General features: G+C 49.4%; 11 protein-coding genes. 1 reads left to right on the top strand and 10 read right to left on the bottom strand.

All coding sequences use genetic code 11. The annotated features are described in order from the left end of the window. Positions 1–6: 6 nt before the first annotated feature. Complete coding sequence (locus DW800_RS18770; protein ID WP_005831144.1) at positions 7–1,242, top strand: fucose isomerase; 1,236 nt, start codon at positions 7–9, stop codon at positions 1,240–1,242. On the opposite strand, the gene DW800_RS18765 is transcribed toward DW800_RS18770, so the two are convergent. From DW800_RS18765 to DW800_RS18720, 10 genes are all read right to left on the bottom strand, one after another. Continuing rightward, the gene (locus tag DW800_RS18765) at positions 1,243–3,846 is read right to left on the bottom strand and encodes a PAS domain-containing sensor histidine kinase (protein ID WP_119958267.1); all 2,604 of its coding nucleotides are present in this window, start codon (positions 3,844–3,846) and stop codon (positions 1,243–1,245) included. A 93-nt stretch (positions 3,847–3,939) separates the two neighbouring features. After that, positions 3,940–5,187, bottom strand: a complete 1,248-nt coding sequence (locus DW800_RS18760; RefSeq protein ID WP_119958266.1) for an ABC transporter permease — start codon at positions 5,185–5,187, stop codon at positions 3,940–3,942. A 36-nt stretch (positions 5,188–5,223) separates the two neighbouring features. Continuing rightward, positions 5,224–6,456 carry an ABC transporter permease gene (locus DW800_RS18755; protein WP_119958265.1) on the bottom strand — a complete coding sequence of 411 codons (1,233 nt, stop codon included), beginning with the start codon at positions 6,454–6,456 and terminating at the stop codon, positions 5,224–5,226. A gap of 6 nt (positions 6,457–6,462) precedes the next feature. Further along, a complete protein-coding gene (locus DW800_RS18750) occupies positions 6,463–7,701 on the bottom strand; it encodes an ABC transporter permease (RefSeq protein ID WP_044467995.1) in 1,239 nt (412 codons plus the stop codon). 31 nt (positions 7,702–7,732) lie between these two features. Continuing rightward, the gene (locus DW800_RS18745; protein ID WP_005831154.1) at positions 7,733–9,031 is read right to left on the bottom strand and encodes an ABC transporter permease; all 1,299 of its coding nucleotides are present in this window, start codon (positions 9,029–9,031) and stop codon (positions 7,733–7,735) included. A gap of 52 nt (positions 9,032–9,083) precedes the next feature. Then, complete coding sequence (locus DW800_RS18740) at positions 9,084–9,707, bottom strand: GIN domain-containing protein (protein ID WP_005831156.1); 624 nt, start codon at positions 9,705–9,707, stop codon at positions 9,084–9,086. 41 nt (positions 9,708–9,748) lie between these two features. After that, a complete protein-coding gene (locus tag DW800_RS18735) occupies positions 9,749–11,008 on the bottom strand; it encodes an FtsX-like permease family protein (protein ID WP_005831158.1) in 1,260 nt (419 codons plus the stop codon). A gap of 15 nt (positions 11,009–11,023) precedes the next feature. After that, positions 11,024–12,298, bottom strand: coding sequence for an ABC transporter permease (locus DW800_RS18730; protein WP_005831160.1), 1,275 nt, complete (start codon positions 12,296–12,298; stop codon positions 11,024–11,026). Positions 12,299–12,352: 54 nt separating this feature from the next. Further along, the gene (locus DW800_RS18725) at positions 12,353–13,018 is read right to left on the bottom strand and encodes an ABC transporter ATP-binding protein (protein ID WP_005831162.1); all 666 of its coding nucleotides are present in this window, start codon (positions 13,016–13,018) and stop codon (positions 12,353–12,355) included. Between the two features lie 159 nt (positions 13,019–13,177). Beyond that, positions 13,178–14,473, bottom strand: a complete 1,296-nt coding sequence (locus DW800_RS18720) for an ABC transporter permease (RefSeq protein ID WP_008664747.1) — start codon at positions 14,471–14,473, stop codon at positions 13,178–13,180. Between the last annotated feature and the right edge of the window lie 2 nt (positions 14,474–14,475).

Here is a 14,475-nt window from a genome sequence, read left to right as displayed (position 1 = left end):
AACACCATGGTCATCAACCTTATAACTTTTGCTTCCATACTGCATAAACAAGCATCAGTCCGTAGCTCCCACGAAGTGATATTGACTGAATTGGAAAAATACTTTACCGTCAACTTCATTGATTACAAAGACATAGACAAGTTATCACCCGATGACTTCAGTATTATATTCATTGCCACCGGAGGTGTGGAACGGCTGGTAATCCAGCATTTCGAATCCCTTCCCCGCCCCGCCATCCTCTTGGCAGACGGCATGCAGAACTCACTGGCCGCCGCTCTCGAAATATCTTCCTGGCTGCGCGGCCGGGGAATGAAAAGCGAGATTCTTCACGGAGAGCTCCCCGAGACCATCAAGCGTATTTTTGTCCTGCACAGCAATTTCGTGGCACAACGCAGCCTTTTCGGCATGCGCATCGGCGTAATGGGCACTCCGTCCAGCTGGCTCGTTGCCAGCAATGTGGATTATCTGCTTGCCAAACGCCGCTGGGGTATCGAGTACACAGACGTCTCATTGGACCGCATTTATGAATACTACGGACAGATAACGGACGACGAGGTGGGCGAAGCATGCGCCGGACTGGCAGGAAAAGCGCTTGCCTGCCGAGAGGCAAGCCCCGAAGACATGATAAAAGCCATGCGGCTGTATCGAGCCATCAAGAGGATTGTAGAGGAAGAGCGACTGAGCGCCATTACCCTCAGCTGCTTCCGCCTGATAGACCAAACGGGAACCACCGGCTGCCTTGCCCTTGCCTTGCTGAACGACGAAGGAATCATTGCCGGATGTGAAGGCGATTTGCAATCCGTCTTCACCATGCTGGCCGTAAAAGTGCTGACGGGGAAAAACTCCTTCATGGCCAATCCTTCCATGATAAATGCCCGTACCAATGAAATCATATTGGCACACTGCACCATCGGCATCGCACAAACGGAGCAGTTCATCATACGCAACCATTTTGAGACGGAAAGCGGCATCGGTATTCAGGGAATCCTGCCGACGGGAGATGTAACCATCGTAAAATGCGGAAGCGAAAGCCTGGACGAATATTACTTGAGCACCGGCACGCTTGTTGAGAATACAAACTACATCAATATGTGCCGCACCCAAGTGCGGATAAAAATGAACTCCCCTGCCGACTATTTCCTCAAGACACCGCTGGGCAACCATCACATCATGCTGTATGGCAATTACGAGGATATATTGGAAGAGTTCCTGCAAGCCAATGCCTGCAAACGGATTGAATGATTACTCGTTCGCATCCGGTATCACCACCTCGAAACGCGTTCCTTTTCCCAACTCTGAGGAGACCGAGATAGAACCATGCAGGCGGTCTACGATGGTCTGGCAAATGCTCAGCCCCAAACCGGCGCCCTGCGTAAAGCTGTCTTCTTTGTAAAAGCGTTCGAAGATATGTTTCTGGGCGTCTTCAGAGATACCGCTTCCCGTGTCTTCGACAAAGATGGTGGTATATCCTTCCCGGTTCGTGACATAGCCGAAGGTGATGCTGCCCGTTACCGTGAATTTCTTGGCATTGTTTATCAAGTTGTTCACGACCTGCTTCAAGCGGACGGAATCGGTGATGACCAATTTGTCTTCCCCTTCCGGAATCTCTATACGCAGCTCTACATCCCGAGGCATACTCAGACGCTGGGATTCATGGACCTCCTGCATGATAAACGCCAGGTTGAATGCTCCGAACTTAAAGTCCATCGTGCCCGATTCTATGCGCGAGAGGTCCAGAATATCGTTTATCAACGCCAGCAGCAACGTACAGTTGATGTTGATTGTTTCGACGAACTGCTTTACCTCTTCCGGAGAAAAAGCGTCCAAGTCCTTCAATAAATCCGAGAAGCCGACAATGGCATTCAGAGGGGTACGTATCTCATGGCTCATATTGGCAAGGAACGCAGATTTGAGCTTGTCGGCCTGCAAGGCACGGTCACGTGCGGCAATCAGGGCTTCCTCCGTATCCTTGTAACGCTGGATGCTTTGGCATACTCCCAACACCATGTATGGGGTATCGACCGTCAGGCCGTCATAAGCGGTACTGCGAAACTCCCACCATTCATAGCTCCCGTCCACACTCTTCAACCGGAAACTCATCCGTGAATTGATTTCATTACCCAACAGAATGGCATCAAAATTCCTGCGCGTATGCGGCAAGTCTTCCGGATGTATAAGGGCATCCATCTCATCACGCGTCAGCAAGTCCGTATCACCTATATACCCGAAACGGCGCAGCAATCCACCTGGGAAATGGAAGCGGTTCATACGCATGTTGTACTGCCACGGATAAATGGAGCTCTCCTCCACCGCCATGTTGAAAAAGCGCCTCTGCATCTCCTCTTCGGAGATATTGCGGCATACAATCGCCATTCCCGTCATCTTTTCATTGGCAAAGATAGGTACCACCTCGCCGGAAACGGGGAAATACGTTCCTTGATGGTTCTCCTGCATGAAGGCTTTCTCCGGAATAGGAATAGGGCTCTTGCCGGTACGTACTTTCTTCAACAAGTCCTGCAGGATATTTTCTCCATTCATGTAAATCCTAAAAATGGAGCCGGCCATCTGCCCTTCATAGAAACGGGACGTATAGGTCTCGGAAGAAAGTCCCAGCATCTGTAGCAACGGACGGTTGACAAAATGGATGCGCAGGTCTGTATCATACGTAATCAAGCCGTCGCGAATGGAACAGAAGATATTGTCGAACTCGTCGCGCTGCTCCACCAGGCGGTGCTGTATCAACAAGCGGGTCTGGGCATGTATGCGCTTGCGCGATTCCCTACGGTTGGCACGGAAAAGCCAAGCAACCAGCAGCACCAATGCCCCGACAATCAGCGAATAGAACAGAATGAACCAGACACGGTAGCGCTCCACCAGCGGTATATTCAAAACGATGCCCTTGCTCTCCGCACGGTTCGTGTCCACACGGAAAAACTGCAACTGTTTGTAATCGAACAGTAACTTGCCCCCAAAGTCCTTTACTCCCAATGAAGCGGGCGACTTGCCCTTCAAAATACTTGCAGCCTGCCGGCCGGCGGCAAAGGCATCCTCTCCGGGAACGGCATCGTACACACACAGAACACCGTTCGTCATAGCCAGGTTCTGGCTGGTAAACACGGGGGCCTTCAACTTCAAGGAAAGAAAGGGAATCCATTTGGGAGCAATGACAATATGCTTGTAGGCATTGTAGTCATAGCAAATGGAAGTGATGATAGAGTTCAAGGACTTGGCCTGCACATTCAGCACTTTCAACTCATGCTCCGGATAGTTGCTCTTTATGCGTTCCCAGGATTCCTCCACAGCCTTAACCCCTTTAAGGCTCAGGAAACTGCTGTCGGACAGACAGACCAACTCCCTGCGGGAAGGAAACATGCGGACAGCCGCATCCAGCAAGACATCGAAATCCGTTTTCGAAACATAGCCGGAGACGTTGGGCATTCTTTCAAAGACCCTCTCATCCGGGTATTTGATACCCGAAACCACTACCGGTATCTGATAAGGCAGGGAATCACCGCAATGGGTCAATGTGAAGAAAGCCTCATCGCTGGAGGTCACAATCAAGTCCGTTTTCCGTTGCCTGGCACGCTCGCAGATGCGGCGCATGATGAAGCACTCGGAAGCGAAAGACCAGTAATCGGCATTCAGATATTCAGTAGTGATATTGGCTTTAACTCCCCCCTTGTCCAGTCCGTTCTCCAAATTTTCTGTCAGAAGGCTGTGCCAAGGAGTATTTTTTGTATAGGACTGTATGAAAAGTACATTGTACGTACGTTCCGTAGCCGAAAGTGTTCCCGACATCAACCACAACAAGCCTGCAAACAATGGAAAGAAAAGGCGTTTCATCATAATATAGATTTTGTATACTCAACGCAAAACTCTTATTCGTCACGCAAATATACAAGTTATATTGAGAATGAGCACAGATTATTCAAAAAAAACTCACTCATCGTGCAATGCTTCGGCAGGCTGTACCTTCATGGCCCGTGAAGCCGGATACCAGATTCCTGCAATCACCATCAATGCCATCAATATCCAGACAATAGAAACGCATATGACAAATCTCCCCCAAGTGGCATCCGTGGCTTCCGTAAAAGTGACATCTGCCATAACCATATTGATACATATCATCAAAGCGGGGATGGAAGCAAGTGCCAACAGCAGCAACCCTTCACCCAGCAATTGCCAGCGTATTCTTCCGCGGCTGCTGCCCATGGCCATGCGCAAAGCAATCTCGCTGCGACGGTGGCGGGTACGGAACCAGAAAGTTCCCATCAGCCCGATGAATACATTGAAAACGAAGAATACTACAATGAGCCTTGCACTGCGAATGTATGGAGTTATTCCTTCAGCAGCATCCCGTTCTATTTTCTGTTCTTTGTAGCTCTGTATGTCGAAAAGATAGAATGGAGTGACCTGCAACTGCGATGTCATATCCTGATAAAAACAGGCTGCAAAATTATCCGTATCCGCCTCCGGGCGTATCCGTAGGGAAATGAACGGAAGGTACTGGTCCTTATAAAACCAACTGGGGAAAGGAGTCAGTACAAAAGGCCCGTAACGGGCATAATCATCCGTCTTCTGCAAAGCACAGACTGCGGAAACACGGTAACGAAGACCTCCGTTGTAATAATCCAGGAACTCGCGACCCACCGCCTCGGCACTTGTCAGGAAAAGGCTGTCTGCCAAATCACGGGTCACCACGGCAGGCAGAGGACTGGCAGTGGAATTCCAATCCGAGACATTCCCCTGCAACAGCGGAATGCGCATGACGTCGAAATATTCGGGAGACACATAGCGCACTGTAGTCTCGACAACATGCACGCTGTCCGTCGTATACCCCTGGTAAACACGCCCGCGGGTATAAGTATCGGTACCCAGCCACGTGGCAGCACTTTCCACTGCAGGATATTGCCTGATACGCCGGAGCACTTCCTCCATCGGCTTGAACCAGAAGGTCTGCAGGCTGTCTTCCGACGTGCACGGCACTATCTGTGTGGGATTGCAGGAAATCCTTATCTTATAGACATGCTCCAAATCATACCCCTTAGGCTGCCGTTCTGCATGGGCAAAGCCATAGAGTACATCCACACAATACCACATCAATGTAAATACAATCAACAGCTCGACAAACAGCCAGCCGTTACTGCGGCGCTGGTTCCATATCTGGTGTAAAATAGAATGTATCATACTCGTTACTGTTTTAATTGGGATTCGTTTATCCGCTCATTCTCCGCCAAGAACCTCGGCTATAGGGCGACGGGTGGCATGCCAGGCAGGAATAAACACAGAAAGCAGGTTGAACAACAGACACACCACCAATACAGCCACGAAAACCGCAGGACGGAGGAAGAGCCAGACGCTTACATCAAAATTCGTTCCGGAAGCACCATCGCCAAGCATCCAGTCCTTACCCAGCCATAGGAATATGCACGAAAAGAGAAAACCGAGCAATGCGCCGGCAAATGCCAAGGCCAGGTTCTCGCGGAGCAACTGCACCATCAAGGTAGAACGGCTGGCGCCGTATGCTTTCCTTACCGCAAGCTCAGCCATGCGACGGGACATTTGCGAAGATATAAGTCCGCTGACATTGATAGCGGGCACAATAAGCAATATCAAACCCAGGATGATGCAGGTTACGGCAGGACTCATCGTGTCATTACGGAAGAACTGCCGTTCCGTATAGGTGCTGAGGTCGGGAAGCTCCAGTTCATATTCGACCAGTATCTCGTTGAAGCGGGCAAGCGACTGTTCTATCTGCCGCTTGAGTTCCTCTCTGCCGACACCGGGCTTGACAAGGGCCACAGCCTCGAAATCTCCCCGTAGCCCTTCACTGCCCAGACCGGAATCCCGGGTGGAATAAGGCATCCACAACTCTCCATAGGCAAATGTGAACAGAGAGCTCACATCCTTGGTGACCCCGACAATGCGCTTAGGGCGAAAGTTGACAAAATAATTTTTGCCAATGGCTGCTTCGGCAGACCCGAAAGCTTCGCGGGCAAGCTGTTCGCCTATAACCACGACATCCCGGCAAGCATCGAACTCTTCGGTACTGAAAAGACGGCCCGCCACAAGAGGGATATCGTAGACACGCCAATAGTTCAAATCCACCTGACGAACCGTACGGCGCATTCCCCGCACGGGCGAATCCCCACAGTATCTAAGATAGGTAGGTCCCAGATAGGTGACAAGTTCCGCACCCGGAAGTTCTGCAAAAATAGCGTTGACAGCCCGATAAGACATGCCCGTATTGGAATTGCTGTGGTCGGACTTGCGGTAAGAGTATCCATAAGAAGAATATACCATGCTACTGCGGTGCGACTCGGGAGCCAAGTCAGCCGTCTGGATGTCATACACCATGTAAATGACCATGACAAAGGTTATACTCACTGCCGTACCGATGACGGAAACAGCACTGAAAAAGGGATTCTGGCGGATAAGAGCTAAAATTTGTTCCATAGCTTTCTATTCATCGTGCAATGCTTCGGCAGGCTGCACCTTCATCGCCTTGCGGGCAGGAATACCTATACCGATGACAATCATTAGGGTAATCAGCACAAAGCTGATGGCAGCACAGAGCAGCAGGCGGTCCCACTCCAACGTCGTACCGTTCCTCCAGGAATTCAACTCCAGGTGTGCAAGATTATAATCGATGAGCAATGCAACGGGGGTGACAATTGCCAACAACAATATCCCTTCACTAAGCAGCCGGCTGAAGATGGCACGGTCTGTCGCTCCATGCGCTTTGTGCAGTGCTATCTCCGAACGGCGTTGCTGCGTACGGAACCAGAATGTTCCGAGCAAGCCGAGGAAAATGTTCAGCAGTAGGAATCCCATACCCATCACATAGTTACGGATGTCATTGGTCCATGCCTGCTGGTAGTTGCGACGAATATCCTTGAAAGAACGTATCTCCGAAATGAAGATGTTGCCTACGCGGAACTGGCTCTCACTGTCTGCCTTCAGCTTCTCAATGAAGTCATTGTCCTGCCCTTCACGGACGCGGACACAAAGTTCGAGACCGATATAGTAGAAACTCTGCTTCACCATCATGGAATATGAGCTTCGCGCCTGGTCATAATCGTGATAGCGTACATTTTGCAGTGCAGCACCCAGCCGGTAGGTCTTCGTAGTATCACCAAAAAGATAGAACCGCTGGCCTACGAGATCTGTCATCCGGCGGTCGTATTTCCGGTAGAGGTTATCCGAAGCCATAAACTCCCCGCGCTCCAACATTTCAGCCAATTGTTCGGGTGTCTCGCCACGCGTGCCCCGATAGCGGAATACACGGGGAAAGTCCGGTGTCACTAACCTGCGGATGGTCCAACCGGGAGAACGCAAAGTGTCATAGCTTACTTCAGCGCCTGAATTGCTTCCGTTGTAAGGATACGAATTCTGCGAAAGGCTGACCGCTTCTATCTCCGGCCGACGACGCAGACGCTCCAACAACTCGGCTATGTCATCGTGGGTCTGCTGAGAGGTATGCCCGGCTATGTAGTCGGGACTTTTGGGTGTCAGTTCCCCCAACTCTATAAGGTAGCAGTGCTCTATATTAAAGCCTCTCGGCTCCAGATAGGTGGCGGCGCGCGTGTAGAGATAGTCTACCACGTACCACATCACTACACTCACTACCAATAACTCCAACACCAACCATAGGTTTGAGAGCCATTCATTCTTTATCTGTGTAAGAAGTTTCTTAGTCATTTTCTTCAATGATTAATGTTTTGTGATGGAGTTATTTATGCAAACGTCCGCCCAATGCATTTACAATCCCTATTCTTGATGCACGCCATGCGGGAATACCGGAACTTAGTAAGTTCAGCACAAAGCAGAACAACAACGCCCAGCCAAAGGTGGAGCCATGCAGCAATATGCTTGCATCCACTGCCGGAGGACTCAGCGTCTGGCTGAATTCCTGCGCAAACAGCAGTGTATTTCCCAAATAAGCGAATGCTACACTCAGCAACAATCCCATCACCCCTGCCAGCAATGTCACCACCAGATTTTCTGCAATGATTTGCCCCATCAGTTCCAGTCTCGTTGAACCGAATGCCCGGCGCACACCAATCTCTGCCACACGCTGGCGCAGACGGCTCTGCGTCATCGAGCTGAGGTTGATGGCAGGAACAATCAGTAGAATGATGAAGATAATGAGACGCTGCCTGCGTGCCTGGTCCACGTCCGGTTCGATGTTGGCAGCCATTCCTGCGGCATTTTTCTCCTGGTCATAAGGACGGTTACGGTAAATCAACGAATAACCATTCTCGCCAATTACAGTGTCGTACTCCTGACGGCGGCGTTCCGTCTCCTCACGAATAGCAGGAAAATCATCACGGCTTTTCGCCAGAATGGTAACGCTCATCATCCCCATATGCTCATCACTCCATGTGCTTTTCGTTATCTCAGTAGAAGTATAGGGCACCCATACCTGCGCATAGGCAGTGTTGGCCAAAGTAGAAACATCCTTCACTACACCGGACACTGTATAAGGAGCATGGTTCAAAAGGAATTCGCGACCAACAGCCTCCGTTGTCTGGAATAACCTGCGCGCTACACTTTCCGTAATTACCGCTACAGGTAGTCCGGCATCGAATGTAGCCTGGTCATAAGGTTTCCCGGCAACAAAAGAGAAATCAAACACACGCCAGAAAGTATCATCTGTCTGCAACAGGTCGATACCCGTTGCAGGTTGTCCCGGCAGATTCACGGGGGTAGAAATGACCATACAGGTATAAATCGTTACTGCTTCGGGGGTCTTCAGCGATTTGAAGCACTCAAGCGCAGTCTTTATCCCCATCGGTCCGTTGGAACTGTTTCCCTCTCCCCAGCTTTTGTTGGTGATGCTCATATAATGCACATGTAGAAAGCGGTCGCGGTTGCTCTCCGGAGCAAACGGAGCTACCTTCACCTGCTGCATCATCACCACCAGCATGATGAGGAAGATGGCAAGTGCCGTACCGGCTATGCTGACGGCACTAATCATCGGTTGCTGCCGCAACTGTGCCCAGGCTTGTGTGAAGTATTGCTTTATCATATTGATATTTACGATTAGACGATTTACTATTTACGATTGGTGTTACCGCTACTCAACGGCCCACCTTCAGGTTACATGTATTCACTCCGCCTATGCCTCCTTTAGAAATGTCAGCATGCCCGGCAGTTCCGCTCAAAGTGACGTCACCCACACCACTCATTCTGGCAGTCAAATAATCGCAGACTACATGAATATCGGCGCTACCTACTCCGCGTAAAGTAACTTTCAGCTCGTCACACGTCAAATCGGATACATTCACTTCACCCACTCCCTTTACCTCAAATGACACTTCATCCAGTTTCAAGGGCTTCTCACAATTGAATTCCCCTACACCGGTAAACTCCACCTTCTTCAAATCAGGAGCCGAAATCCAAATGGTCACGCCATCTTTCTGATTTCTCATGCTCTTGTTTTTCCTATCCTTGAAGCCTATCAGCAGACAGCCGTCCTTCACTGTGGTTTCTGTATTCTTCACGTGCTTCTCCTTACCTTCAATCTTGAAAGAATAAGTGTCACTCTGTGTAAAATAAATTGTTCCCACAGACGTTATCTCAATGGACGAAAAGGCATCCACTTTGCGCACTTCACTCACTTTGGTATCTTGTGCATAAACACTCAGCATACCTACAAATGTCAATATCAATGCAATGATAATACCTACTATATTAGTTTTCATTTTTCTTCTTTTTTATTGTTAATCCTCTATTGTTTTTCATACTACTCTTCATGCAACGCCTCTGCCGGCTCAATCTTCATAGCCTGCCGTGCCGGAAACCATATTCCAATCACTACCATCAGAGCTATCAGTAACCAAGCCCCTAGAGAACCTGCAAGGAAGCGTATCACACTCCACTCTATCGGCCAAGTGGATATGAGAGAGGTACGTCCTATAGTAAATTCCGCCATCCCCACATTGTAGCATACAACCATGGCAGGCAATGTCACTAACGCCAATAACAGTAACCCCTCACCTATCAGTAAACGAAACACACCGCCACGCGTACTGCCCATCGCCATCCGTAGAGCTATCTCCGAACGGCGGCGGCGAGTACGGAACCAGAAGGTGCCTATTAACCCCAAAAATACATTCACCAGCAGGAAGAGCACCACCACAGCCTGACTGTTCACCTTATCCGTATCGCCATTCATCACCTCGAACTGCAACTGTTGTTCAGTATAGGGAGCGGCATCTGCCACAAACGCATTGTCCGTGTCCAGTTTAGGCGCTATTTCGCGCAGAAACTTCTCCCGATAATCCGGTCCGTCGGCAGCAGGCTTCACGCGGAAAACAATCTGCGACCAATTGTCGGCAAACTCTGCCTTAATCATATTCTCTCCCAAATGATAAAAGAACCAAGGTTCCTCAACTCCATAACGATAGGAACGGAAAGCACCGGTCTTCCCCATCTGCTTGATGATTGTAACAGAATCACCATTACCTAACGGCGTAGTCTGCGAAAACTCCGGCATTTTCTTACGAAAACGTTCAAAAGCGGCATTACTCAGTGTCACATTGTTCCATCCTGCGGGAGTGTCCCGGAACGGGTGACGCGGGTCCTCACTTATCCGGAAAACATCCATATATCCTCCAGTCGTATAAATACAGCGTCCTTGCACCCAGGAAGTATCTTGCACAACCAACGCATTGTAACTATTACTGCCACTCATCGGAAGGCTCCAATAACAAAGGGCAGCTGCCTCTACGGAAGGCTCTTGTTCCAATTTCGCCAATATACCCAGATATTTATCGGCATCAGTCAGACTCGTATCCCGACTTTCTCCACCTACAACGGTGGATAATTTATAGACATGTTCAATATTATAACCCAGCGGACGGTAGAAAGTATATTTCATGCATCCCAGTGAGTCACAGAGGAACCACATCACGATGAATACCAAGAACAATTCAGCCAATACCCAGCCGTTACTGCTGAAGCGTGCCTTTATCATACGTAAGTTATGTATCGTAAATTTCATATCAAGTACCTCCTTCTATTTATCATTCAAAGAATCTACAATAGTGCGCCGTGCCGCTATCCATGCAGGCAGTGCCGCACTCAACAGATTGATGACCACACAGAAAACAAATGCCAGCAGGAATACCCACGGACTAAACAGCGCCTCCATGTTCAAGCTGAACTCGCCCGACGTACCCACATTCTGATTATTGGTGAACAGCCACATACGCATGGCATATACTGCCAAATAACTGAAAAGCAGTCCCACTACTCCACCCAGTAATGTCAACATCAGATTTTCGTTCAGTATCTGCCGCACAAGCACACTTTTCGTTCCTCCAAAAGCCTTACGTACACCTAATTCAGTAATACGTTGCTGCATGCGGCTGTTACTCAAGCCACACAGATTGAGTGACGGTACCAACAAAATGATAAATAAAGCTACAGCATATTGAAGATAAAGCATTGTCAAGTCTGGCCCTACATTAGCCCATACGTGGTTGACGTGCGCCACGATATTGTCCGGCTGTTCCATGATGTCTATCTGTTTATTACCCAATCCGGCATTAACACGTTCCACCTGCTTGGCAATGCCCTCCCGGATGGCAGGAAAGTCATCGGATGTACGTGCCAATACAGCAATCTGCATGCCTCCCAAATAACTGTGGACTCCGGTAATTTTCAGTTCGTCGGCACTGTACATACCCCATACTTGTGCATATGCATCCTTAGCAGTGACGGAAACATCTTTCACCACTCCCACGATACGCGCAAGTTCCCGGTTCAGCAGGAATTCCTGTCCCACTACATCTGTACTTCCATACAGTTTCCGCGCTACAGACGCACAAACTACTACAGCCTTGCTTTCTCCAGCACGGTCGGCTTCGCTGAAGCCGCGTCCGGCAAGAAACTGCATGCTGAACACTTTCCAGAAGTCGGGATCTGTCCGCATAGCATCCACTTTCACCCGATTGTTACCGTCAGTCAACGAAGCCAACGACAAACCGGCTGGGGAAAATGCCGTACAGTATTCCACTTCGGGCACCGGCTGCACGCATTCTTTCATAAATGCCGCCGAAGGATTACTCCAATTATTATTGCCGTCCTTTTCCTTGTCGTATACGTGCATAGCGGAAAAGTAAAGACACCGACTGCGGTTCACTTCCGGTTCCAAGTCAGCATATTTTGTCTGCCAAGTAATCACAATAGCCATAATCATGGTGATAGCAAAGGCCGTACCCAATATGGAAATCGTACTTAGCAGCGGATTCTGCTTCAAGATTGTAAAAGCTTGTCTTACGGTTTGCATTTCATTTATTGATAGTTGATAATTAATAGTTGACAGTTGGCTGTTAAGCAGTAATTATTCCACCTGACGTCCGTCGAAGAAGCGGACGGTACGTGAGGTCTGTTTGGCCTGCTCTTCATTGTGGGTCACCATCACGATGGTACGTCCGTCTTCCTTGTTCAGTTGATGCAACAGTTCCATGACTTCGGCACCCATCTTGGAGTCCAGGTTACCGGTGGGCTCATCGGCGAGGATTATCTCCGGGTTGCCGATAATGGCACGGGCAATGGCTACACGCTGGCACTGACCGCCGGAAAGCTGTGTAGGCATGTGACGCATGCGGTGGCTCAAACCGACCTTCTTCAATACCTCTTCCGCCAGATGACGGCGTTCCTTGGCAGACACCTTTCTATACAGCAAAGGCAGCTCCACATTATCCAGCACATTCAGCGAATTAATCAGATGGAAAGACTGGAACACAAAACCCAGCTTCTGGTTACGGAAAGCAGCCAGCTCCTTGTCCTTCATGCCGTCCACTTTTGTACCGGCTATTTCGATGGTGCCGCTGGTAGGTGCATCCAGTAAACCCATAATGTTCAGCAACGTAGATTTTCCACAACCGGAAGGTCCCATGATACTGAGAAATTCTCCCTTGTTCACTTCGAGGTTTACATTTTCCAATGCCACGGTTTCAATCTCGTTTGTACGATAAATCTTGTTGATGCCAGTTAACTTAATCATAATGGTAAGTATTTAATTGTTATTATTCTGTTCTGTTTCTATTCCGCACAATTTCTGTTTCAAGAGGTCAAAAGTTGTGCCAAAATCGTTTATTATTGATTATCTGCTATTTATACATGCAGTAAGGTGTCCGAAAATGAACACCTTGTCCGTTTTCATCTATTCGTCACGCAGGGCTTCCGTAGGTGGAATGCGGCTGATGTTGCGCGCCGGGATATAGATTCCCACCAACACTACCACCAGCAGTATCAGAAAGATGACGAGCGACACGAGCAGATAATGCGAGGTGAAATCCGACACCCAATAGCTCTCTGTGCTCTCCACCCAATTCTGCCCTTTGGCCAGCCCTTCTTTCAGTGCATATTGCAAATAGAGCAGAAAACCAGTCAGTGAAGCGACCACGGTCAATACCGTGCCTTCGCCCATCAGCAGGCGGACAATGTCGCTGCGTGTAGCTCCGAACGACAGCATCACTCCCACTTCCTCGCGCCTCGTACGTGTCTGCAACCAGAAGGTACCGATGACACCCAGACAAAGATTCACCAGGAAGAAAGCCGCCATCGCCAGATTACGGCGGTAAATCGGTGTGGAATTGCTGGCTTCGCTCTCCGTTATAATCTGCTCATAGGAACGGACACTGCGAGCAAACAGATTGCCCCGCCTCATCTCCTTCACCATCCAAGGACGGAAATCGTGCAGAAAACGCTCCATGCTGACACCCTCTTTGAGACGTACCAGGATATGGGCACTTTCAGGGATATAACTTGTATCGATGGTAAGCATCGGCATAAATGCAACGGGGACGGGACGCCACTCGCTATACATCTTCATGGCTCCTATCGTACCGACAACCGGCATGTACAAGGTATCTCCATGGTCTCTGCTTATACAGCGTTTGCCATGCGCGTCTTTGGTATGGAACAACTGTTCGGCAGCATTCTCCGTCAGTACAATGTCATTCGGGGCATAGGCGTAGTCGGACAGCTGTCCGGGTGTCCGCCCCTTACCGGAACGGAAACCATACGTATCGAAAAAGTTCGTATGAGGCAAAAATTGTATCATCATAATAGATAAGGGAATCGTATCCCCTTCGGCAAACAATTGACTATTCGAACTTCCCGAAGAATTGGGATAACAGAATCCCAGCACGGGAGTGGCCGATTCCACACCGTCAAAGTCCTTGACATAACGCACCAAATTATAATAGTTGTCCACCAACGTAGCAGAGTCCTGCGCTTCGGCATCGTATCCCGGTGCCTGGGGCTGCAATGCGCCCAATGAAATGAGGCAAAGCCGCTCCGCATCATAGCCCAACGGGATATTACGATCGTGCGTGACCACAATCACCGGGTCCAATACAACCCAACTGATGATACTCACCAATATCAATTCGGCCAACAACCATCCGTTCTTGCGGCGGCGCGCCCAAAGATTCTTCCATATTAACTTAAACATAC

The organism is Bacteroides sp. AM32-11AC (assembly GCF_003603515.1).
Taxonomy (GTDB): domain Bacteria; phylum Bacteroidota; class Bacteroidia; order Bacteroidales; family Bacteroidaceae; genus Bacteroides; species Bacteroides uniformis.
The sequence above is the reverse complement of the archived record's forward strand: the minus strand, read 5'-3'. Positions and strand labels throughout refer to the sequence as shown.